Source organism: Halobacillus alkaliphilus, assembly GCF_900113125.1.
GTDB lineage: Bacteria > Bacillota > Bacilli > Bacillales > Halobacillaceae > Halobacillus > Halobacillus alkaliphilus.
The window spans coordinates 1-22603 of record NZ_FOOG01000002.1 but is presented as its reverse complement, the minus strand read 5'-3'; the positions used below and the strand labels follow the sequence as shown (position 1 = coordinate 22603).

Sequence of the window (22603 nt, the reverse complement as noted above, 5' to 3'; positions counted from 1 at the left end):
ATGGGTTCTTAGTATTAAAATGAACTTAGAAAAGGACAAAAGGGGGAGTAATTATGAAAGTTTTAGCCGTAACAGCTTGTCCTGTTGGAATTGCGCATACATACATGGCTGCTGAGAATCTGCAGAAAGCAGCTGAAGAAATGGGTGTGGATATTAAAGTTGAAACACAAGGATCTATTGGTGTGGAAAATGAATTAACGGAGAAGGATATAGCTGAAGCTGATGGAATCATTATTGCTAGTGATAAAGAAGTTACAAAAGAGCGTTTTGGAGGAAAGCCTCTCATCGTAGTCGGCGTGCAGGAAGGGATACGTCAGCCGAAGGAGTTAATCGAGCGTATTATGGAAGGAAATGTATCCGTTTACAAAGGTTCGATGCCATCTGCAGAAACCGTTAAGCAGAAGAAAAAGGATAAAGAGAATCCCATTTATAAACATTTGATGAACGGCGTTTCTTATATGATTCCTTTTATCGTGGTTGGTGGGTTGCTAATTGCGATTGCCCTGGCAGTTGGGGGAGAACAGACTCCTGGAGGCTTAAAAATTCCGGAAGATTCGTTCTGGAAACAGATTGAGAGTCTCGGAGCGGCTTCCTTCAGCTTTATGGTACCTATTTTAGCTGGTTTTATAGCTGTGAGTATAGCTGATCGGCCCGGTCTTGCGCCTGGTATCATCGGTGGGTATATTGCTGCCAATGGAAGTTTTTATGGAAGTGAAGCAGGAGCAGGATTTATAGGCGGTATTATTGCTGGTTTCTTAGCTGGTTATGTAGTACTAGGTATTAAAAAGATTAAAGTTCCACAGGCTATACAACCAGTTATGCCTATTATCTTCATTCCAGTGATTGCCTCATTAATTGTTGGGTTACTGTTTATCTTTGTTATTGGTGCGCCAGTCGCAGCAATTTTTGAAGGATTAACGCAGTGGCTGGAAGGTATGCAAGGAACAAGTTCTATCGTACTAGCTCTAATATTGGGCGGCATGATTGCAGTAGATATGGGAGGGCCTTTTAACAAAGTGGCTTTCTTATTCGGGGCAGCGATGATTGCAGAAGGAAACTACGGCATCATGGGACCGATTGCTGTTGCCATTTGTATTCCTCCTCTAGGCATGGGGCTCGCTACTTTCCTTAACAAGAAGAAGTACCAGCCTGCTGAACGTGAGACCGGAAAAGCTTCTTTCACTATGGGACTCTTTGGTATCACCGAAGGGGCAATCCCGTTTGCTGCACAGGATCCATTACGCGTAATTCCAAGTATAGTAGTGGGATCGATGGCAGGTTCGGTTATAGCGATGCTGAGTAGTGTAGGGGATCGAGTAGCCCATGGAGGTCCAATTGTGGCTGTACTTGGAGCGGTGGATAACGTACTTATGTTTTTCGTTGCTGCAATTATTGGTGTGGTGATTACGGCGTTTATGGTCAATGCATTGAAAAAGGATGTAGCTGTCGCAGGTGCTCCGGCCGGTTCCATGGCTGCCGCAACAGATAAAGAAGAGACTCATGAACAGGAAACGGTCGTACTAAAAGAGGAAGAACTGGAGGAGAAGCCTTCGATCACTCAATTAACAGATATTACGACCCCGGAGTTAATCGATATTGATTTGAACGGGCAGACGCGTGATGAGGTCGTGGATGAAATGATTCAAACACTGGCGAACCAGGGTGCGCTGAAATCACGCGAAAAGTTCAAGGAAGCTATATTAAACCGGGAAGCTGAAAGCAGTACAGGTCTCGGGATGGGAATTGCGATACCTCATGGGAAGTCCGAAGCTGTTACGAAACCCGCAGTAATGTTTGGTATCAAACGTGAAGGTGTAGATTGGAACAGTATGGATGGATCTGAAGCAAAACTGATATTCATGATCGCTGTTCCTAAGGATAGAGAAGGAGAAGATCATCTGAAAATATTACAGATGCTTTCCAGAAAATTAATGGATGACTCTTATCGAGAACAACTTATGAACTGTACGACGAAAGAAGAAGCTTATAAACTTTTGAAAACCATACAGTAGCTTGATCAAAAAAATCACGGGAAAGGCACAGGGGGGGGTTCCCTGTGCCTTTCCATGTATTCATCAAAGATTCCAACTTATTAAGTGGAAGATAGGACGACTTATTCTAAGGTCCCATGTTCCGTCCCCCACATGTGCATCTGCTCAAGAATCGGCATCAGCGTCTTACCGAAGTCTGTAATCGAGTACTCTACTTTGGGAGGGATACTGTTAAACTGTACGCGTTGAATAAAATTATCCTCCTCAAGCTCTTTAAGCTGCTGACTTAAGATTTTATGCGAGACGCCGGGAAGCAATCTTCTTAAGGCATTGTACCGAAGAGTTCCATCTACATTTAGGTGCCATAAGATGACCGTTTTCCACTTACCGCCTATTTTCTTCAGCGTGTATTCGATCGAACATTTCAATTTACCGTCCTTATCCATTGGAGCATCCATTTTTAAACCGTCCTTCCTTACTTTTTAGTAAGTGTCTCACTAAAAAGTGCATACTTACATCGTCTATTACTAAAAATTATAATGGATGTTGTACCAAAAAAGAAATGAGGAGGAACGATAATATGCACACTTATCCGAGAGCATTTTCTCATATAGGATTATCCGTACCTAATCTGGATGAAGCGGTTCAATTTTATACAGATGTATTTGGCTGGTATGTCATTATGGAGCCTTCAGAGGTGAAAAATGATGAAACACCGATTGGCCAAATGTGCCGTGACGTCTTCGGCAGTGATTGGGACGAATTTAGAATTGCCCATTTATCAACTGGAGACCGGATCGGTATTGAACTATTTGAATTTCCGGAAAACGAGCAGCCGGACAATAATTTTGAATACTGGAAAACGGGGATCTTCCATTTCTGTATTCAGGATCCGGACATCGAAGGAATGGTGGAAAAAATAAAACAGCATGGCGGGAAACAGCGTATGCCGATCCGCGAATATTATCCTGGGGAGAAGCCGTTCAAGATGGTGTATGTAGAAGATCCGTTTGGTAACATTTTTGAGATCTACACGCATAGTTACGAATTAACCTACTCAGAGGGTGCTTATTAAAGAGGAATTCTTTGAAGGAGGTAAGATGGATATATGAATAGGAAATAAGGCTTTTTATAATTTACACTAAGGGAGATAGTGTTAGCCTACCTACTAGTAATGTGAAAGCATATTGTACCTTAAAAGATTGCAAGATGATCATTTTAAATGAAACATATATATAAAAAGAAATGCCTTGGATAGGCATTTCTTTTTTTAGTGTTATTTGATTTTCCCAGGCTTACCAGCATTCAGGACTTTAGTTGAGTCGTTTTGAATCGCTAGTTTAATCGTCGGGGCGAGCGTACCGCCAAAATGATTCATCTGGTACTCAGGTGATGTAGCTCCTAAATCTGCAATATTCCTGCCGTCAAGGTCGTGGAAGTTGTAGAAGCTAATCACTTTTCCATTAGGCAGAACCATCCAGGAATACGCTTGATAAGCATTGTCCTCTGGGTTTGCCAGTACTAGACCGCTGTCATTCAAGGGTTCATATTCACCCAGCAGTTGATCAGAAGAGAAACCATATAGACCATCAGGTCCGTCTACGCCAGGACCGAATTTATGTTCATGCGTATTAGTAAACAGGTAATACTGGTTTCCTTTTGTCACAATGTGAGGACGCTCTAGTTCCTGGTTTACATAGTTCGCTTCTAATAGTGGAGGGAGTGCTTCGTATTCTGTGTATTCGTCGTTTGTTGCTTTGGCAATCCCTATGCTGCCATTGAATAGTTTAGCGAAATCTTCCATTTCGAGCTCGTAGTCGTTTTGGAAAGATTCACTGCCGATGTAAGCAGGATCTAAACTTCTCTCGACAGGTGTACCTGCAGAATTTCCTTCAAACAGGATATAATCTTTGCCCGTCTTAGGATCTTCGAAGAACCATGGATCACGGAAGGCATAAGAGATATCACCTTGATTCGATTGCTCTTCTGTTTGATAGTATTCGCCTTCAGGCTCAAGAATAATAGAATGGTCGAAGTTAGAGAAAGAAACATCATGAGCGTTTGCCTGGATATCTCCTTTAGCAAGAGCAAGGCGCTGCTCATAGGATACATTTTCTTCGCCTTTACGTCCGGTTGCTGTGTAGAACAGGTTCAATTCGCCGTCTTCGATCATAGCTGAGCCAGCCCATTGTCTAGCCCCGTACGCTTCTTCGGTTTCGAAAGCTTTTCCACCGAGTGTCCAGTCTTGTCCATTCTTAGAATAGAAATAGCGGATCGTAGCTACATCATGGCGCTTCCCTGGTAAGAGGTCAGCGGAAGCCGTAAGAGAGAAGATGACATAGTTCCCGTTGACTTTAGCAATTGAACCATCTTTGTTACGCAATGGCCATGTATCCCACACGTGCAATTCAGGAGCAATCTTTTCGAAATCAGGCTCAATGTATGGGGCTGTATTATCATCTGTTCGTTCAATTTGAGAAGCATCTTCAATGGTCCAGTTGGACGTTTGCTGAGTTTGTTCTTCCGCAGAAGCAAACTGCGCAGATCCCAGACTGAACGATGCTAGCGTCGTCGTTGCCAAAATCGTTCGCAGCACTCTTTGTTTCATTGGCATAGGTGTACCCTCCTTATTTTGAAAGAAAGAAGCCAGCTTATAAACTAGCTTCTCCCATGTGTTTTGTGTATTAACCGTGGATTTCACCTTCGCGCATAACATTTGTGATTTCTGTCGTATCGCCTTTAAGGTTGATTCGAAGCGTCGGAGCGAAAGAACCGCCTTGTTGGAAATTCCCATCTTCATCATGAAATTCGTTTACGAAAGAAATGACTTGACCGTGTGGAAGAACTGCCCAGGAGTAAGCCTGGAAAGGATCTTCTTCAGGGTTTGCTACGACAAGCCCTGTGTCGTTCAGCGGCTCATAATCACCGAATAGGGAATTAGCGTTGAAGCCATAAAGTCCATCCGGTCCGTCTAGACCAGGTGCGAATGTAAACTGGTGAGAGATCGTAAATAAGTAGTAATCGTCTCCTTTAGTTACGATGTGAGGACGTTCCAGCTGTTGGTTAACGCCGTTCGCTTCTAAAAGAGGAGCCATTAATTCGAAATCAGTAAGCTCGTCATTGGTTGCTTTGGCAATACCAATGTTACCGTTGTAATTCTCAGCTCCGTCAGGTACGATTTCGTTTATGTCACCGATGTGTTTATCTTCCAGCGTTTTATCAAATCCGCCGCTGTTTCCTTCGAAGATGATATATTCTTCACCTGTTTGTGGATCCTGGAAGAACCATGGATCACGGAAGGAATATAGAATATCGCCTGTTCTTTGTTCTTGAGTTTCGTAGTATTCTCCGTCAGCTTCTGCCAGGATAACGTGATCGCCGTTATTAGAAACAGTAATACCAGATTTTCCTTTTGCATCCATTTCGAATGTGGTTTTCGCTAAGCGTTGTTCAAATGTAGGGCCTTCGTCTTTACGGCCAGTTGCGGTATAAAATAAGTGGATAGTACCGTCTTTTTCCATCATGGCAGATCCAGCCCATTGACGGTAACCAAGTGCTTTTTCCTTGTCGTATGGAACTTCGCCCATCGTCCAGTCTTTTCCATTCTTAGAATAGAAGTAACGGATAACGGCATGATCGTGACGCCCGCTCCATGTATGTTCTTTGCTTGCTGTAAGTGCAAATGTAACGTAATACCCGTTAATTTTTGCAATAGAGCCATCTCGATCACGCAGAGGCCATGTGTCCCATACCCAGTAATCTGGAGCTATGTCTGTAAAAGAGTCGATGTTTGGTGCGGTGTTATCTTCGGTCAGGTTAAAGTCCTGGACATCCTCACGTGACCATACTGGAGTATCCGTAGTTTCGGCGGCGCTTACTAGAGATGGAAGCTGGATAAACGTTCCTGCCAATAGAGCGGTTGCTAAAACTAATTTAGTTAAAGAAAATTTAGAAGATTTAGTGCGTTTCATTCAATTACCTCCTCGTAGAACTGGATGATGTATGTGCTCCGGAACACGAGTCTAACTTTAAGGATAGAAATTTCATCCGTCAATGGTGGGATTTAGCAAATGAAAAAGGAGCATAAAGTCGTATTTAAACTGATAAATTAATAATGAAGGCGTATAACATTTTTCGTGCAAACGGTACCCTGAAGAGCTAAAGATAGTAGGAATGGTTTATTTTTGTTTACAATTTGTTAGGGAAAATAATGATATTTTACTACATTATTCTAGTGGGAAATAGATACATAATTGTTGTTTTCAACCATTAGACTCTGTTAAAGTTTATGGTTGATTTTTAAAAGAGGCTTAAAACGGAGTCTTACACAAACGGGACCTTAGCCTTAATATCAACACGGAAGTTTAACAAAGCCAACCATTAAAGACTTCACTTTTGTAGGCAAAGCTTTATTTTACATTTAATAACAAAATAAGTAATAAATATGAGAAAATAAGTTCAATACGATGAGAGATTCATGCTATTCAACTCAGCATTTATTATGTAAAGCTCAATTCTTGAAAAGATGAGACAGGATAGAAATGAAGAAGGGGAGAAAATTGATGAGTGGTAATGATGATCAGTGAGTGGAACATCCAGTATAGCAATTCATCCATTTGGAAAAAGAAAGCCAGGGGAGCTTTCTTCAATTGGTTAGCGCAGGTAATCGTTCTATTTTTTATTTTGTTCCGTAACGGCCGCGTAGTGGATTTCCTGGTGTATGTAGTTGGAGTAATGACGGTGATCAGTGTCTTGCAGATGATCCATTACTTGAAAATGCCGGAGCGGGATTACATTCGTTTCGAAGAGCAAGTCATTGATATCCGTCGTGGGATTACCGGCCCAAGATGGCGGGCGGCCGATGAGGAAGTGAAACGGGTGCAGCAGGTTGGGGATGTGCTTACCATTCGGAAGGAAAGCGGAGACGATAAAGAAATTTATTTGGAAAACGTAAGCGAAACCGATGCGGATAAAATCATTCAAGAATTTCGTAAACGATACGGTGAGCGAATGCATACAAAAGCTGAAGAAGAATCATATTGACCCCAGACAACACCACCCGTATAAAAACGGGTGGTGAAAAGAATCTATTAAATTCCTATCATAGATAGTAAGAACGTGATAAGACAAACAACGATTAATAACCCTAAGCTGTACTTCAGTGTCATTTTAAACAACGTAGACTCCTGTCCTGTTTGTTTTACCGCCGCTGTTGCAATCGCAATAGATTGAGGGGAGATCAGCTTGGCCATCACTCCGCCGGCCGTATTGGCTGCAAGTAAAAGCGCCGGGTTTGCCATGATTTGATTCCCAGTGACCACCTGTAAATGGCCAAACAAGGCGTTGTTACTGACGACAGAACCTGTTATGAACACACCGAGCCAGCCTAGAATAGGACTGAATAGAGGAAATAGGGCGCCGGTTTTCGCTAAAGCTAGTCCAATGGAAGAACTCAAACCAGCGAAGTTAGATAAGTTCGCGAAACCCATGACGAAACAAATGGTCAAAACGGGAATCCATAAATCCTGGATGGTTAATTTTAAAGAGTCCATCCCTTGCGGCAGGGTGATCGCTGAACTGAATAATCCAGTAAGGAGTACGGCCACTAATATGGCGGTTCCTGTTGCAGATATTAAGTCTAGTTTAAAAAGTGCATCTAAAGCTACCGTATCTGGAGCGATGGGCGGTGCTTTCTGAATTTGCTGATGAAGAAAAGGAACAGGTATGAAGGCCGTTGTTCTCTCTAAAAGGCCGCCTTCACTGAATAGAGCTTTAAAGGAAGGCAGGCTCCAAACCGTGATGGTTGCCGTTAAAATGTAAAATGGTGACCAGGCTTTAATGATGTCTTTGATGCTGTAAGATTCATTCAGTTGAACATCTGGAGCGTTTTCTTCCCGGTGAATGTTTTTGGGCTGCCATTTTCTTAAGAATAAAGCAAGTCCAGCCATACTAGTCAGCGCAGCAAGAATGTTCGCTAGCTCAGGTCCCAGGAATAAGATGGTAAAGATTTGCGTTCCTGTATAAATTCCGCTGACGACGAACAACGCAGGCAAGGTTTCTTTGATTCCTTTTACTCCGCTTAAAATGAACACGAGCAAAAATGGAATAGCGAAGGAAATCAGCGGGAGAATGTAAGCGAGTGTCCGGGAAAGCTCCATTGTTTCCAAATTACCCATCTGTGCTCCTACAATAACAGGAATCCCGATGGCGCCAAATGCTCCAGAAGCAGCGTTTGCGATCAAGCATAAGGCCGCTGCTTTCAGGGGACGAAATCCAAGCTCTACAAGAAGAGCGGCACTGATGGCAATCGGTACACCGAACCCGGCCGCACCTTCCAGAAAGGCGTTAAAGCTGAAACCAATTAGTAATAGCTGTAAACGCTGATCCTCGGAGATGTTCGCAATACTTGAGCGAATTACTCTAAATTTCCCGGTGCGAACGGCGATTTTGTAGAGCCAGACCGCCATGATGACGATGTAACCGATCGGCCATAGTCCATTAGCTACGCCGTGCAGGGAAGCAGAAACTGCTTTTACAATCGGCATGTCAAAAAATATAACGGATACGAGAATACTTAGTCCAAGGGTTAGAAAAGCGGCTAAGATTCCCTTCATTCTAAAGCGTGTCAGCGCTAGAAAGAAGAAAAAGATGGGTAAAGCTGCGATCAGCGCACTAATAAATACATTCCCAAACGGATCATACTGCTGTAACCACACGGGCGATCAACTCTTTTCTATGACTAATCTAGGTTGTTGGCTGGTTTTCGAAATTGGCATCTAAGATTTCTTTAAGAACCTTAGCGCTGTGATCGAACTGGCTTTGTTCTTTTTCGTTTAAGCTGACTTCCACGATATTCCGAATGCCTGTGCGGTTGATAACAGCAGGTACTCCAATATAAACATCCTCCGCGTTGTATTCTCCATTTAAATAAGCACTTACGGTTAAAATACTGTTCTCATTATTTAGAATCGCTTTTGAAATACGTGTTAGTCCCATGGCAATCCCGTAATAGGTTGCGCCTTTCTTCTCGATGATATGGTAAGCTGCATCACGAACATTGGTGAAAATCTCATCAAGGTCTTCCATGTCATATTCTTGATGACGTTCCATTAATTCAAATACAGGTACCCCGCCGATAGATGCATGGCTCCATACTGGTAGCTCCGTATCTCCATGTTCTCCAATGATATTGGCGTGAACATTAGAAGGGGCTACGTCAAAGTATTCTCCTAATAGAAAACGGAATCGGCCAGAATCCAGAATTGTTCCACTTCCGATCACGCGCTCTTTCGGCAGACCACTGAATTTCCAAGTCGCATACGTCAGAATATCCACTGGGTTCGTAGCAACTAAGAAGATTCCGTTGAAGCCGCTCGCCATGACATCATCGACGATGCCTTTAAAAATAGTCAGATTCTTTTTCACAAGATCCAGTCGAGTTTCCCCAGGTTTCTGATTTGCTCCTGCACAAATACAAACAATATCGGCATCTTTACAGTCTGAATACTGACCGTACCAAGTTTTGGTTGGATTTGGAGCAAAGACCTTACCGTGGTTCAAATCCATCGCATCTCCCATAGCTTTATCTTCGTTCAAATCGATAATCACGAACTCTTCCGTAATAGATTGGTTCAACATAGCAAATGCATAACTGCTTCCTACAGATCCTGCTCCAATAAGTGCAACACGGTTTACTCGTTCTCTAGTCATATGAATTCCTCCTAAATGGTATCTGTGAATGATTGTGAAATATATCACATGCTTATTGTGCAATATTCTGCTTATCGAATCAATAGGTTTTGTGAATTTTTTCACAAAGTAATTCTATTAATAAAATGCAAGCGTTTTCTTGTTCACATTTTGTTCACAAATTATTCTGGACTTGGTAAACTCGGATTTAATGGAAAGGGACACACGGCCTTCATAAGGATTTATTTATGATATCTTTGTTCTTTTTGCAACCAATACTGGAATCAAATCGTAAAGATAGATGAATGGAAAGATCGAAAGTAAATGAGGGGACGGTTATAAAAGCTATGTAATCAGGGGGGCGTAACAAATGAATTTGTTCTTCTATATTACGATCATTGTTGGTTTTTCTCTTATCTATTATGGATATGTCAAAAAAATAGACAATGACCTTAAAGAGAAAGAACTGGAATTTGAAGAAAAGAAGATAGAGCTTGAAATAAAAAAGTTAGATCATCACAACGGCGAATTAGAGAAGGAAGAGCATTAATGTTTCTAATAGCGAGCGATGATTATGAGGGAGGTGTTTTTTTGAAAACCTATGTAATTTTGTTTATGGTTGTTTTTCTTATGCATGGAATGACCCTGGTGAATGTCACACTTTTTGACGGAAATTGGAATGGAATTGTTCTAATGCTTTCCAATCTGTTATTCCTGGTTGCCTGCGTCTTCTTTGGGACAGAGTTTCGGGCACGTAGAAGAGTGAAAGGGTAGTTTGATCCGGCGTTTGGTTAGCCGATAAGAGAGGTGTGGTTTTGTTTTGAAACGCTGTCATCGTGATCCCCCTTTACGCTGTGTTTCTTCTGTTACCTTTTACTCTCCCATGGCTAGTAAGTACATCTTTGATAATCCGTTATATTCTACTATGATCACAGGCGAGTTCTCTTTAGTCTTATAGATATCCGCTCCCACAGGTGCTTTCGTGGCCATTCCTTTTTTTACTTCTCCTAATTTTTCTCCTTTTTGATACCCTTTTTCTTTTACCCATTCAGCTCCTTGAGTATAAACATCGCCATCTTCCAACTCTATTAAATCAGCGTCCGGGTTCAGGTTTAACACCTGGCTTCTTGATAGATGTCCACCTTCATTTGCGCCTGGATAACACCCAGTTACTATTAGAAGAAAGGCGAAGTACACTGCTAATCTCCTCATATTTTCTCCTCCTGCTTTCAAGCTAATCACCTAACTCTATAATACTTTACTGGTTGTAGTAATTAGTAGGTTTTGAGCGATAAAAAGTTACAGATTGCGTTACATAGTGGTTGAATGTGGATGATAATTGTCCGATAGTTTTTTTGAAAGTATGATTCATTTTTACTAGAATAGCTGCTTCGTTGTTACGATTCTTTTCTACGTGTTTATATATTCTGTTCCTATCTCGATTGCCTGAAAGTTAGCCATTTGGAAAAGGTGTCAAAGATGGGGGATTAATTCCATGATGATGGAAGAGATGCAATCTGTACTTGTCTAGGGGTAAAAAAAACCAAAAAACAATTGATAATGAATCTCATTATCGATATAATAAGTTTCAGCATACGGCAGAGGGGAGGTTCAACCTTTTTTAATTGATAATGATTATCTTTCGCGATGATCGCGGAAGAATTTAGATTAATTAAGAAGCAAGTCATATGAAGGTTTTATACTTACTGATTTTATTAGGTGCTTTATCTATACTATCTCTATTTCTAGGAGTCTCTGACCTTTCCATCCTGGACATAGGGGAGCTGACCGAACATCAACTCGATATTTTATTTATCAGCAGAATTCCGAGACTTCTCAGTGTTCTTATCGCTGGGATGAGCATGGGCGTTATTGGGTTTATTATGCAGCAGCTTACCCGAAATAAATTCGTTTCACCTACCACTGCGGGAACGATGGATTCGGCTAAGCTTGGCGTTCTCGTTGCCCTTATCTTTTTTCCAAGTGCCGGAATGCTCTTGAAGATGTCGATTGCTTTTTTGTTCGCGCTGGCAGGCACCTTTGTATTTATGCAATTGTTAAAACGAATTAAATTTAAAGATACGATTTTCATACCACTCGTTGGTTTGATGTTTGGCAGCATAGTCGGATCCATTACTACCTTCATGGCTTACAAATTTGACTTAATTCAAAGTGTCGGATCGTGGCTGCAAGGGGATTTTTCGATGATTCTCAAAGGGAGATATGAGCTGCTTTACTTCAGCATTCCAGCCTTACTTCTGGCTTACCTGTTTGCTAACCGGTTTACGATTGCTGGAATGGGAGAGGACTTTGCGAAGAACCTTGGGCTTAATTATCAGCAAGTCGTGAATATCGGCTTAATCATTGCTGCTTTTGTTTCATCCGTAGTCATTCTGACCGTTGGAATGCTGCCTTTTTTAGGCTTGATTATTCCCAATATCGTTTCAATTTATCAAGGTGACAATTTGAAGAAAAACCTCCTCCATACAGCCCTGCTTGGTGCTTTGTTCGTATTAGTATGTGACATTCTTGGAAGAATCATCATCTTCCCTTATGAAGTCTCCATTGGTCTTATGGTCGGAGTCCTCGGCAGTGGAATCTTCCTCTATTTGTTAATAAGGAGGGGAAGATATGCGTAATTCATCTAAAGTGATCCTGCTGAGTGGTCTATCAATTGCCTTTATTCTCTTGTTCCTATTCTGGGACCTTGGTTCGTCATTTGATTATGTGCTGCCAAGAAGGTTCACGAAAGTTGCGGCTATCGTATTAACGGCAGGGTGCATTGCTTTTTCAACGGTTATTTTTCAGACGATCACGAATAACCGGATTTTAACGCCGAGTCTGATTGGGCTGGATTCATTATATATGCTGATTCAGACGGCTATCGTGTTTTTCTTTGGCGGCAAGGAGCTCGCGCTCATGGATAGTGGAGTTCATTTTGTTATTTCCGTGGGCCTTATGGTAGTCTTTGCTGTTCTTCTGTTTAAGTTAGTGTTTCGGATAGAAGGCCGTAATATCTATTTCCTGCTTCTAATAGGAATTATATTTGGAACGTTCTTCTCAAGCATTTCCTCCTTTTTGCAGCTGCTTATCGATCCAAATGAGTTCACCCTGGTTCAGGACAGCATGTTTGCAAGTTTTAATAATGTGAATGAGGATTTACTAGTTCTATCTTTTCTATTGGTTCTTCTAGTAAGCCTGTGGGCTAAGAAGCTGTTGAAATATTTAAACGTAATGTCGCTTGGAAAAGATCAGGCCGTTAACCTCGGTGTTCCTTTTGACCGAATCGCCCAGCAGTGGCTCATCATTATTGCGATCCTCGTTTCAGTCGCCACAGCACTGGTCGGGCCGATCACATTTCTCGGTCTTCTGGTCGCGAATCTTGCTCATGAATTGTTCCGCACGTATAAGCACTCCTATTTAATCGGAGGGGCTATCCTGCTGAGTATTGTCACCCTTGTAGGCGGTCAGTTAATCGTCGAGCGGCTGTTTGAATTTTCTATTCCCATCAGTGTGATCATTAACTTAGCCGGAGGAATCTATTTTCTTTACTTATTATTAAAGGAGAATCGCTCGTGGTAGAGGTAAAAGATGTTTCGAAAGTTTATGGAAAGACAAGAGTCGTATCAAATGTATCCGTCGATATAAAGCCAGGCAAGGTGACTTCCTTTATTGGGGCGAACGGAGCAGGAAAGAGCACGCTTCTCTCTATGGTAAGCCGTCTTATTTCCCGGGACGAGGGAGAGATCCTGCTGGACGGACAGGAGATTCAAAGCTATAAGCCCAATGCGCTGGCCAAAGAGCTTTCTATTTTAAAACAATCCAATCAAATTAATATTCGTATTTCTGTCCGTGATTTAGTCGGCTTTGGCCGCTTCCCTTATTCTCAAGGCACTCTAACTAAGGAAGACGAGCACCAGGTCGACCAGGCGATTCAGTACATGGAACTTGAAGAACTAGAGAACCGTTACATTGATGAATTAAGCGGCGGCCAATTGCAGCGGGCTTATATTGCGATGATTATCGCCCAGGATACCGAGTATGTGCTGCTGGATGAACCGCTCAATAACTTAGACATGAAACATTCCGTTCAAATTATGAAGGCTTTGCGAAAGATGGTAGAAGAGTTAGGAAAAACGGTCGTTATCGTTATCCATGATATTAACTTTGCTTCCTGCTATTCCGATCACATCGTCGCTTTGAAAAATGGCGAGATCGTGAGAGAAGGCTCTACGGAAGAAATGATTACGACCGAGGTGCTGCGGGACGTGTACGATATGGAGATTCCTGTGCAGTTGATTGATGGAAAGCGAATCTGTATTTATTTTTAATCAAAGGATGTGGAGAAAATGAAAAAAAGTATATGGTTTATCGTATTAGCGTGTTTCATGATGTTTCTAGCCGCGTGTGGAAATAATTCTGAAGATGCTTCAGCGTCAGATAATAGTAATGAATCCAGTGAACAAGAAAGTGAAGCTAGTGATGAGTCAAGCCAAACTGTCAGTGTAGAGCATGAGCTTGGAACAACCGAGGTGCCGAAAAACCCTGAGAAGGTAGCGGTATTTAATTATGGAACGCTGTCTCATCTGGATGACTTGGGCATCTCCGTAGAAGGAGTGGCTAAAGGCACCCTTCCTTCTTACCTGTCCCAATATGACAGCGAAGAATACACGAACATAGGCTCCTTGAAGGAACCGGATTTTGAAGCCATTCATGAGATGGATCCTGATGTAATTATTATGGCTGGACGTCAGGGCGAGGCTTATGAGGATTTGAGTGATATCGCTCCGACTGTTTATATTAGTACTGACACGGAAAAGCTGGAGGAGTCGTATAAGAATGGTCTCCAGACCATTGGTGAAATTTTTGGAAAAGAAACAGAAGTGGAAGAAAAGATCAATCAATTTGAAGAAACTGCAACCTCCGTTCAGGATATAGCTCAAAATTCTGATAAGAAAGGCTTGGTTGTTCTGTCTTCTGGCGGGAAGTTGAGTGCTTACGGAAAAGGCTCACGCTTTGGTATCATTCATGACGTGTTTGGAGTAATCCCCGTAACGGAAGAAATTGAAGCTTCCACCCACGGGATGGAAATTTCTTTTGAGTATATTTCAAAGCAAAATCCGGACTATCTGTTCGTGATTGACCGCGATCAGGTAGTGGGCGGGGAATCCGCAGCTAGTGAAGTGCTGGATAATGAGCTTGTTAATGGTACAAACGCTGCTCAGGACGAGAACATTTTCTACTTGGATCCTGAAATTTGGTATCTGTCCAGCGGGCTTCCTCCAGTAGGTAAGATGGCGGAAGAAATAAAGACAGCGATTCAAGAGTAACGCCCTAAACCAGTGTTCTTTTACTCATAGAAGCACAAATAGGAGTTTGGAAGATTCCTTCCTACGATCCCCTTTATAAACCCACCTCAGGTCATCCAGATTCTGGATGACCTGAGGTGGGTTTTTTTGGTTTTTTGGTTTTTTGGTTTTGAGCGCCTCTCGTGATGGGCGGGATCAGCGTATTGCCCAGGTGGAAGAAGAAGGATTTTAACCTGTTATTATTGAAAAGAAAGGAATGAGAGGAATTATTTAAGCCCAGATCTGCCTGGCGAAAGGGAGTAAAGGAGAAAATTCATGACCGATTCTTTAAAAACACATATAAGAGAGTTAGAGGAAGCGCATGTAAGCCTTAAAGTAAGAGAATCTCCGGTGGAACTCGATAAACTATTGGCTGATGACTTTTGGGAAATCGGCAGTTCAGGCATTATGTATGATAAAAAAGATTGTCTGGATCTTGGAGTAGTATTATCACAAATGACCCTGCACAACTATGCCATTCAACAATTAGCTGAAGATGTTGTCCTATCCACTTACTTCATCGAAGATCACACAAGAAAAAGGAATACACTTAGGAGCTCTATTTGGAAATTTATAGATGACAGATGGCAGTTGTATTTTCATCAAGGGACGATAACTCAGTTACAAGTGAAAGATTTAACGTGATTCGATACTAAGCTTTAAAAGGGGAGGGAAGACAGCTGTGCTTGAATACTTTGTTTTGCTTCCATTGATGGTGGTTGTTTTTTATTCCTTATATATGGCTTCGGTATTTCCAAACTTTATCACATATACAGGTTACGCATATTTCCTGATCCTTACCCTGGTTTTTGTGATCCTCAGGGAAAGAATTAAATCCAATTATGACTTAGAGTCCGTAACCTATTGGGAAAAGAATTCGGTGTTAGTAGATACGATTATGTGGCTCTATTTAATTCCTGGGTTTGCTATTATCATCTTTACTTTAATTTATTGGTTTAAAGGAAAGGAAGGCAGAAGGTACAGGCAAATCTTTGCAAGTATTATAGGTTTAGTTCTTTTTTTCATTTATAACTATGCCATTTTTGAATTGTTTTTAGGTTACAGCCGATAAGGGGTATTCCTTTATGGGACCTGTATTAAGATCGTGGTTCATAGGAGGGAATTCTTATGATTAAAGCTATTATTTTTGATTTAGATGGAACGTTATTGAACAGGGATGACTCCTTGAAGATCTTTATATCTAAACAGCACGATCGATTGAATAAGTGGCTGCGCCATATCCCTAAAGAAGAATACATACAAAGATTTATTGAACTGGATGACCATGGATATGTTTGGAAAGACGAGGTATTTGAACAACTAATGAAGGAATTTGAAATTGAAGAGATTTCGTTACATGAGTTACTCGAAGATTACTTGTACTTCTTTAAGGACAGTTGTGTGCCATTTCCCGATCTCTTAGAAACGTTAAAGGAACTAAAACAAAACCACTTCCTCATTGGAATGATTACCAATGGAAAAGGGCAGTTTCAAATGGATAACATCAGAGCGTTGGAAATTGATCGATATATAGATACTATTCTTATATCGGATTGGGAAGGAGTTAAGAAACCTGACCCTACCATTTTTAAAAGAGCAGCAGAGAGGCTTAAGATATCGCCTGAAGATTGTGTGTTTATAGGAGATCACCCCGATAATGATGTAAAAGCAGCCCGCGAGCTTGGAATGAAAGGGATCTGGAAAAGGAACGAACAATGGAATGGAGCAGAGGCGGATGATGTGATTGATGGTTTAGCAGAGATACCTGGGCTCATCCTGCATAACTAAGCATAAACTGCGGTCCCAGTGAAAATGAAAAAATCCACCCCTGATTGGTCAGGGGTGAATTTGATTTCTTGTATTCAGCTACACTCAAAAACTACTTATTTACTTCTGGTATCACCCAGCATCTGGTCCACGTAGCCGCGGATGACCGGACTATTAATCGTAGTCAGATAACTTAGCATCCATTTAATTGCTTTTTTATTCGGAGAGGTAGTATTAACCTCTTCTTCCACAGAATCCAGAGTGGAGAGAAGTTTATGCTGATTCTCTTCACTAAGATTAAGGTGAGGCACCATTTCTCTCAGCTGCTTAATACTTAACCTGGTCAAATTGAAATTCTGGTTGTCTTCATCTGTTGTACTCATATTAGCCCAGGTCAGAATTGGATCCTGATTACTCTGGTTCAACTGAGTCATATACCCATCCAGACACTCCATTAAGAACGAAGTGACGTGGGAGGAGTCAACGTTCGAATCTATCACCATGAATTGTTTCACATATTCCTTGGTCAAACCATTCAGCATAACGGCTGCATCCATTGAATAGGATTTCTCCGCTTGATCATAGACACTTGCGATAAGCAATTGCTGATGATCAATAAAGGTTTTGTCGTTGAATTTCACAAGGGCCATATCAATAGCCTCAGCATCAGCAGGTTGATGAACCATTTTACGCAGCCACAGACCTCGTTTGATGCGGGCTTCAATCTGGTGGTAGATCTTTTCAGACGGTGTTAGCTTGTCGTCCTTATTGATCTCTGCCAACTCCTGGTTCAGAGCTTTCTGACTATGGTCCATCAAGCCTGAAAGTAAACTAAACTTCGTCGTGAAGAAACCGTTCAATTCTTGTTCCTTCATTTCACTTTGTTGAGCTGCTTCGGCCATGGTGACAGCTGTGTATCCTTTTTGGATAAAAAGGTGTTCAGCTTTGTTTAAAATATGGTTTTGAGATTCTCCATTCTTATGACTCGTTGCAGCCAGTTCATCCTGGTAAACGTTGTCGCGATCAAAAGAAGGAGAGGCCTTTCCTATTTTGTCTTCTACTTTAGTTCGTCTCTTTCTGCCTATTTTAGAAAGCAGTTCATAGACTACGGGAACAATTAACAGAGTCAGCAGCGTCGAACTTGCGAGACCACCGATAACCGTTAATCCGAGACCTTTACTAATAATAGATCCGCCTTCTAATCCTAATGCGAGCGGCAGTAAAGCACCAATCGTCGCTAGGGCAGTCATAAGGATCGGACGTAATCGGGTAGTTCCCGCGTCAAGAAGAGCTTCACGAGTTGTAAATCCTTCTTTTTCGCGCTGGATCACCCGGTCGATTAATACGATACCATTCGTGACTACAATTCCGATCAGCATGAGCCCGCCAATCATTGCTGAGATACTCAGCGTTTCGCCGCCGACAAGCAGTCCTAATACTGCGCCGATAATGGTAAACGGCAGGGCAAATAGAATCGCAAGAGGGGCTAACGCTCCGCCAAAGAAGATGACGAGTACCAAATAAACGATGGCAATCGCTGCGATCATGGCGAGACCCAGCTGACTGAAGGATTCATTGATATCCTCGGTCACTCCGCCAATGGATAGATCAACAGAGGACGGGTGGTCAATGCTATCAATCTCTTCCTGCACGTCGGCAGAAATCGAGCCGATGTCATCGGAAGAAGATGTCGCGCTTACACTCGCATAGACCTGACCGCCTTGTCGGCTGATCGTATCTTCTGTAGTGCCTTCTTCCACTTCTGCAATATCATCTACCTGCACGGTCTGACCGAGCGGCGTCTGAATTTCTTCATTTGTCAGTTCATCAATGCTTTCATAGCTGTCGTTCTCAATTTCCAGATAAACCTGCAGCTCTTCTCCGTCCTGCTGCACGGTGGTCACTTCCGGACGTTCGCGATTCGGACTCAGCGTCTGACCAACCTGACCGGCTGTGAGTCCGAGGCTGCTAAGCTCGTCAGGATTGGCTACAAGCGTATATTCTTCATAGGATTCAGATAAGCTTGATTCAGCATCCGACAGGTCTTCCTGGTCGTTTAGAATCTGTGTCACTTCTTCTACATAAGGCTTGATTTCCTCAGTAGAATCTCCGAATATCTGGACTTGAATATCACTGCTGGAACCGGTTGATGAGAAGTCCTGGTTACTCCAGTCTCCGCGATCGGTCATTTCCTTCAGATCATCCATAACCTGTTGTTTCTCATCAGAAAAGTTCTCCGTATCTTCGTTATACTCTACGAAAAATGCCGCCTGGTTAGAGGCACCGGGGTTCATTGGATTTTCTCCACCCACGGAATACTGGATATTTTCGACGTCTTCACGATCAGCGAAATATTGATAAGCATTATCCGCAATTCCTTCCACATCTTCTACGGTCTGGCCTGGCGCTGGGCTATATGTTGGCATGACCATTTTCTGCTCTTCAGAAGGAAGGAAGCTTACTCCTACCAGCGGGATTAAGGCAATACTTCCAGCCAGAATAACCACAGCGGCCAGGGAAGTAATGATTTTGTGATTTAATACACTGTTTAATACTTTCTTATAGCCTTTAGCCATTCTTCCGGGACCTTCTTTATGACCCTTAGCTGCCTGCTTCTTATTTAATAGACTGTGAGACAGCATCGGCACAATGGTGACCGCAACCACCAGAGATGCAAGTAAGGCAAATACAACCGTTAAGGCAAAAGGAAGGAAGATTTGGCCTACGACGCCTTCAACTAATCCTAACGGCAGGAAGACGGCAATCGTTACGATCGTAGAGGAAAGGATCGGCATAAACATTTCCTTCGTAGCGGATCGTATCAGGTCTTTTCCTTCCAGTTTTTCATCGGTCAGCGACATCCGCCGGTAAATATTCTCGACAACCACAATAGAGTCATCCACTACTCTCCCTATGGCTACTGTCATCGCACCGAGAGTCATAATGTTTAACGTAATGCCCATTTGATTTAACACAATAAGAGCGATAAACAAGGATAGTGGGATTGAGATAACGGAAATAATCGTTGTTCGGAAGTTTCTTAAGAACAATAGAATGACAGCAACTGCAAATAGTCCTCCAAAGAGAGCTTTATTTAACATCGTGCTGACAGATTCTTCAATCGGTTCACCCTGGTCAAAGGAATAAACGAATTCTATTCCATTGATGTCTTCTTCAAACTCGGAAGCTTGATCTTTCACAAGGTTAACTACGTCAACTGTGTTCGCTTCCTGGGATTTTACGATTTGTATAGAGATGGATTCTTCTCCATTTGTTCTGGAGATGGAATCCGTCTGGGCTACAATCTCGAGATTGGCCACTTCAGACAATGGAACCGTAGGGACACTCTCCTGAGTTGACTGCCCTGAACCTTGCTGACCGGCGCCTTGTCCGTTCTGGGAAGGGGTGATTGGTATTTCAAGATTCTTTAAGTCTTCTAGATTCGTAACGTTTCCATCCATAACGACCGATTTTTTCGTGTCATCAAACGTGTATAAGCCTAATGGGAAAGCAACATCTGCTCCCTGGATATAATTGGTCACGGTTTCCTGATCAAGTCCATTTTCCTGCAAGGCTTCTTCATCAAAGTTCATTTGAACTTCCTGAACCTGCTGACCGGAAACTTGAACATCAGCGACTCCTTCCAATCCTTCCAGCTCTGGAACGATGGTATCGTTAACGGTGGTGGTTAAATCTTCTAAGCTACCGTTTTCGTTAAGTACGCTCATACTTATAACCGGGAATGCATTAAAGTTCACCCGGGATACTTCGGGTTGCTGAGCGGCTTCAGGAAGCGTGAAGGAATCAACCGCTTCTTGCAGTTCATCCTCAGCTTCATCTAAATCTTTACTATAGCTGTATTCAAGCTGTAAACTTGAAGCATTCTGGAAGGAAGATGAACTGACGGTCTTGACTCCGTTCAGATTTTCTACCTGCTGCTCCAGCGGTTCTGAAATTTCATCTGCTACCTCTTCGGGAGTTGCTCCCGGATACGTGGTGGTTACGGTAACAATGGGTGGATCAATGTCTGGAATGGTTTCCAGTTTCATGTTTAATCCTGAATACAAACCTGCTGCTGTTATAATGATCGTGATTAACCACACAGCGAATTTGTTGTTCATGGAAAAATTTATAATCTGCTTCATTTGTTCCTCTCCTTTCAATTTGACCACTCGGTCAACCTGGTCTAAAATATACATGACTGACTGGTCATAAGTCAAGAACCAAACTCTGAACGTATAGAAAGGGTTACGATCAATATGGATCCAAAGAAAAAGAATATTATAGAGCAAGCGATCAAACTATTTGCAAGAAAAGGTTTCAGCTCTACCTCCGTGCAGGAGATTGCAAAAGAATGCAATATATCAAAAGGCGCTTTTTACCTTCATTTTAAGTCTAAGGATGAGTTGTTATATGAATTGTTTGAGCATTACTGGAGAAGAATGCAGCGTCGGGTCAACGAGGTTTCTTCGGAGCCGCTTGAGCCGAGTGAAAAATTAGTCCAGCAGCTGAAAATTACAATAGAGGAGGTAGCGAATCACAGGGAATTCATTATTATGCAGATCCGTGAGCAGGTTATTCCTTTTAATGAAAATATCGAGCAATTTATTAAAAAGATGCGCTACCATTCGTATTTATTTTATAAAAATCATTTGGTCTCCATTTACGGAAAAGAAGCGGAGACATATGCCTGGGAAGGAAGCTTAATCACTCAAAGCTTAGTCAGTAATTATATTGATTTAATCATCGTCGATAACGTTGAATTTAACTTTTTAGAAGTAGCTGACTCTATTGTCACGAAGGTGGATTACATGATGAAGGGGATTATGGAAAACAAGGATGCCCCCGTCATCACGGAGGAGATCATCGAGCAAATGGCTCCTGATGACTTCAGCCTTTCACAACTGGATGAGCTCATTCGCGAGTTAAAAGAAGTCACTGTGTCAGAAGCGGAACAGGATATTATAGATACAGCTGAAGTTCTCACTCTTGAATTGGAACGCACGTCTCCGCGTGTAGCGGTGGTCAAAGGAATGGCTTCTAATCTTGAAAAACATGAAGGGTATTTAGATTTAGCTTCTAAACTAAGAGCCTATTTTATTTAAAAAACTTATTACGCTAAAGGGCCGGATACTTGAAGACTCAGTTTCGAGATATCTTTGGTCTGTTGCCCAAAATTTGAGGAGGCTGGCTGCGGAAACAACTCGCTTTCCTGCGGGGGAACTGGCAAGCCTCCTCGGTCGTTGACACTCCCTGTGGGGTCTCGCCTAGCTCCTTCTCCCGCGGGAGCCTCCTTGTTTCCTCCGCTACCCTATGATGGAGGAGTGAACGGCCCCTTGTATAAGAGAGATAATCGTTTTGGAACAGCCTTAAACCCTTATATATCAAGGGTTGTACACTTAAATAAGCTAGATATTTTTTTGCTCTCCAGTTAATTTTAGCAGGCATTTTTGGTGGATTTCGAGTTTCTTATTCGGCCAGGTCCGGAGGGGGATGAAGTAGACTCCTGCGGGATGAACATGATCGGTGAGATCCCGCAGGGCTGTTAAGCCCGAGGAAGCTCACCACATGCCGCGTGCCTAGCAAGCCGTTAATTGCTTATTGGTGAAAGTCCAATCCGAGTAAGTGCCAAGACGCTCGGTAGCTGACAGGTAACTGGTAGAGAAATCTTAAGGTTAGAGCCCTGGATCAGCAAACGAACAGATCGTAACATCAAGTGAATCCTGCCGCTTCGTCAAGAGCCCCTGCGCATGCAGGACAAGGAGAAGTCGAACCCCGGGCATGCGGGTGAAGACCACGGAAGATGTG

19 protein-coding genes and 1 pseudogene are annotated in these 22603 nt (G+C 42.4%); 13 read left to right on the top strand and 7 right to left on the bottom strand.

All coding sequences use genetic code 11. The annotated features are described in order from the left end of the window. The first annotated feature begins 53 nt into the window (after window positions 1–53). On the top strand, window positions 54–2012 hold the full coding sequence (locus tag BMZ06_RS01600) for a PTS fructose transporter subunit IIABC (RefSeq protein ID WP_089749479.1): 1959 nt from the start codon (window positions 54–56) through the stop codon (window positions 2010–2012). A gap of 101 nt (window positions 2013–2113) precedes the next feature. On the opposite strand, the gene BMZ06_RS01595 is transcribed toward BMZ06_RS01600, so the two are convergent. Continuing rightward, complete coding sequence (locus BMZ06_RS01595; protein ID WP_089749476.1) at window positions 2114–2449, bottom strand: winged helix-turn-helix transcriptional regulator; 336 nt, start codon at window positions 2447–2449, stop codon at window positions 2114–2116. Between the two features lie 122 nt (window positions 2450–2571). Here BMZ06_RS01595 and BMZ06_RS01590 point away from each other — a divergent pair, with 122 nt between their 5' ends. Beyond that, window positions 2572–3066 (top strand): lactoylglutathione lyase family protein, encoded by a 495-nt coding sequence (locus BMZ06_RS01590; RefSeq protein ID WP_089749474.1) that lies wholly within the window; start codon window positions 2572–2574, stop codon window positions 3064–3066. Window positions 3067–3267: 201 nt separating this feature from the next. Here BMZ06_RS01590 and BMZ06_RS01585 read toward each other — a convergent pair whose 3' ends face one another. Both BMZ06_RS01585 and BMZ06_RS01580 read right to left on the bottom strand, forming a co-directional pair. Further along, window positions 3268–4605 carry a glycoside hydrolase family 68 protein gene (locus BMZ06_RS01585; protein WP_089749472.1) on the bottom strand — a complete coding sequence of 446 codons (1338 nt, stop codon included), beginning with the start codon at window positions 4603–4605 and terminating at the stop codon, window positions 3268–3270. A 70-nt stretch (window positions 4606–4675) separates the two neighbouring features. Further along, complete coding sequence (locus BMZ06_RS01580; protein ID WP_089749470.1) at window positions 4676–5962, bottom strand: glycoside hydrolase family 68 protein; 1287 nt, start codon at window positions 5960–5962, stop codon at window positions 4676–4678. A 595-nt stretch (window positions 5963–6557) separates the two neighbouring features. Between BMZ06_RS01580 and BMZ06_RS01575 the strand changes: the two genes are divergently transcribed. Continuing rightward, the gene (locus BMZ06_RS01575) at window positions 6558–7034 is read left to right on the top strand and encodes a hypothetical protein (RefSeq protein WP_089749468.1); all 477 of its coding nucleotides are present in this window, start codon (window positions 6558–6560) and stop codon (window positions 7032–7034) included. 47 nt (window positions 7035–7081) lie between these two features. Here the strand turns inward: BMZ06_RS01575 and BMZ06_RS01570 are convergent, their stop codons facing one another. Continuing rightward, entirely contained in the window at window positions 7082–8707 is a 1626-nt protein-coding gene (locus BMZ06_RS01570) for an L-lactate permease (protein ID WP_089749466.1), read from the bottom strand. A gap of 28 nt (window positions 8708–8735) precedes the next feature. Further along, complete coding sequence (locus tag BMZ06_RS01565; protein ID WP_089749464.1) at window positions 8736–9701, bottom strand: L-lactate dehydrogenase; 966 nt, start codon at window positions 9699–9701, stop codon at window positions 8736–8738. Between the two features lie 349 nt (window positions 9702–10050). On the opposite strand from BMZ06_RS01565, the gene BMZ06_RS01560 reads away from it, so the two are divergent. Beyond that, window positions 10051–10230 carry a hypothetical protein gene (locus BMZ06_RS01560; protein WP_089749462.1) on the top strand — a complete coding sequence of 60 codons (180 nt, stop codon included), beginning with the start codon at window positions 10051–10053 and terminating at the stop codon, window positions 10228–10230. A gap of 41 nt (window positions 10231–10271) precedes the next feature. Beyond that, window positions 10272–10454, top strand: coding sequence for a hypothetical protein (locus tag BMZ06_RS01555; protein ID WP_089749867.1), 183 nt, complete (start codon window positions 10272–10274; stop codon window positions 10452–10454). Between the two features lie 99 nt (window positions 10455–10553). On the opposite strand, the gene BMZ06_RS01550 is transcribed toward BMZ06_RS01555, so the two are convergent. Continuing rightward, window positions 10554–10892: a hypothetical protein gene (locus BMZ06_RS01550; protein WP_089749460.1), complete on the bottom strand. Its 339-nt coding sequence runs from the start codon at window positions 10890–10892 to the stop codon at window positions 10554–10556. Window positions 10893–11368: 476 nt separating this feature from the next. Between BMZ06_RS01550 and BMZ06_RS01545 the strand changes: the two genes are divergently transcribed. The 7 genes from BMZ06_RS01545 (at window position 11369) to BMZ06_RS01515 (ending at window position 16816) form a co-directional block, all read left to right on the top strand. Further along, a complete protein-coding gene (locus tag BMZ06_RS01545; protein ID WP_089749457.1) occupies window positions 11369–12319 on the top strand; it encodes an ABC transporter permease in 951 nt (316 codons plus the stop codon). After that, a complete protein-coding gene (locus tag BMZ06_RS01540) occupies window positions 12312–13262 on the top strand; it encodes an iron chelate uptake ABC transporter family permease subunit (protein ID WP_089749455.1) in 951 nt (316 codons plus the stop codon). The genes BMZ06_RS01545 and BMZ06_RS01540 overlap by 8 nt, the downstream gene beginning before the upstream one ends. Then, window positions 13256–14011 carry an iron ABC transporter ATP-binding protein gene (locus tag BMZ06_RS01535; protein WP_089749453.1) on the top strand — a complete coding sequence of 252 codons (756 nt, stop codon included), beginning with the start codon at window positions 13256–13258 and terminating at the stop codon, window positions 14009–14011. Before BMZ06_RS01540 ends, BMZ06_RS01535 begins: the two co-directional genes overlap by 7 nt. Window positions 14012–14029: 18 nt before the next feature. Continuing rightward, complete coding sequence (locus BMZ06_RS01530; protein ID WP_089749451.1) at window positions 14030–15010, top strand: siderophore ABC transporter substrate-binding protein; 981 nt, start codon at window positions 14030–14032, stop codon at window positions 15008–15010. Window positions 15011–15304: 294 nt separating this feature from the next. After that, a complete protein-coding gene (locus BMZ06_RS01525) occupies window positions 15305–15673 on the top strand; it encodes a nuclear transport factor 2 family protein (protein WP_089749450.1) in 369 nt (122 codons plus the stop codon). Window positions 15674–15710: 37 nt separating this feature from the next. After that, entirely contained in the window at window positions 15711–16100 is a 390-nt protein-coding gene (locus tag BMZ06_RS01520) for a hypothetical protein (protein WP_089749448.1), read from the top strand. 56 nt (window positions 16101–16156) lie between these two features. Continuing rightward, the gene (locus tag BMZ06_RS01515; protein ID WP_089749446.1) at window positions 16157–16816 is read left to right on the top strand and encodes an HAD family hydrolase; all 660 of its coding nucleotides are present in this window, start codon (window positions 16157–16159) and stop codon (window positions 16814–16816) included. A gap of 1043 nt (window positions 16817–17859) precedes the next feature. Here the strand turns inward: BMZ06_RS01515 and BMZ06_RS01510 are convergent. Continuing rightward, window positions 17860–20940: pseudogene (locus tag BMZ06_RS01510) on the bottom strand (efflux RND transporter permease subunit); the annotation flags it as partial. A gap of 114 nt (window positions 20941–21054) precedes the next feature. Here BMZ06_RS01510 and BMZ06_RS01505 point away from each other — a divergent pair. Then, window positions 21055–21900, top strand: a complete 846-nt coding sequence (locus BMZ06_RS01505; protein WP_089749443.1) for a TetR/AcrR family transcriptional regulator — start codon at window positions 21055–21057, stop codon at window positions 21898–21900. The last annotated feature ends 703 nt before the right edge of the window (window positions 21901–22603 follow it).

Excerpts from the sequence above, each read along its gene's own strand:
- BMZ06_RS01600 (WP_089749479.1), top strand. The coding sequence starts at position 54 with ATGAAAGTTTTAGCCGTAACAGCTTGTCCTGTTGGAATTGCGCATACA.
- BMZ06_RS01595 (WP_089749476.1), bottom strand. The coding sequence starts at position 2,449 with ATGGATGCTCCAATGGATAAGGACGGTAAATTGAAATGTTCGATCGAA.
- BMZ06_RS01590 (WP_089749474.1), top strand. The coding sequence starts at position 2,572 with ATGCACACTTATCCGAGAGCATTTTCTCATATAGGATTATCCGTACCT.
- BMZ06_RS01585 (WP_089749472.1), bottom strand. The coding sequence starts at position 4,605 with ATGCCAATGAAACAAAGAGTGCTGCGAACGATTTTGGCAACGACGACG.
- BMZ06_RS01580 (WP_089749470.1), bottom strand. The coding sequence starts at position 5,962 with ATGAAACGCACTAAATCTTCTAAATTTTCTTTAACTAAATTAGTTTTA.
- BMZ06_RS01565 (WP_089749464.1), bottom strand. The coding sequence starts at position 9,701 with ATGACTAGAGAACGAGTAAACCGTGTTGCACTTATTGGAGCAGGATCT.
- BMZ06_RS01560 (WP_089749462.1), top strand. The coding sequence starts at position 10,051 with ATGAATTTGTTCTTCTATATTACGATCATTGTTGGTTTTTCTCTTATC.
- BMZ06_RS01550 (WP_089749460.1), bottom strand. The coding sequence starts at position 10,892 with ATGAGGAGATTAGCAGTGTACTTCGCCTTTCTTCTAATAGTAACTGGG.
- BMZ06_RS01545 (WP_089749457.1), top strand. The coding sequence starts at position 11,369 with ATGAAGGTTTTATACTTACTGATTTTATTAGGTGCTTTATCTATACTA.
- BMZ06_RS01540 (WP_089749455.1), top strand. The coding sequence starts at position 12,312 with ATGCGTAATTCATCTAAAGTGATCCTGCTGAGTGGTCTATCAATTGCC.
- BMZ06_RS01530 (WP_089749451.1), top strand. The coding sequence starts at position 14,030 with ATGAAAAAAAGTATATGGTTTATCGTATTAGCGTGTTTCATGATGTTT.
- BMZ06_RS01525 (WP_089749450.1), top strand. The coding sequence starts at position 15,305 with ATGACCGATTCTTTAAAAACACATATAAGAGAGTTAGAGGAAGCGCAT.
- BMZ06_RS01515 (WP_089749446.1), top strand. The coding sequence starts at position 16,157 with ATGATTAAAGCTATTATTTTTGATTTAGATGGAACGTTATTGAACAGG.
- BMZ06_RS01505 (WP_089749443.1), top strand. The coding sequence starts at position 21,055 with ATGGATCCAAAGAAAAAGAATATTATAGAGCAAGCGATCAAACTATTT.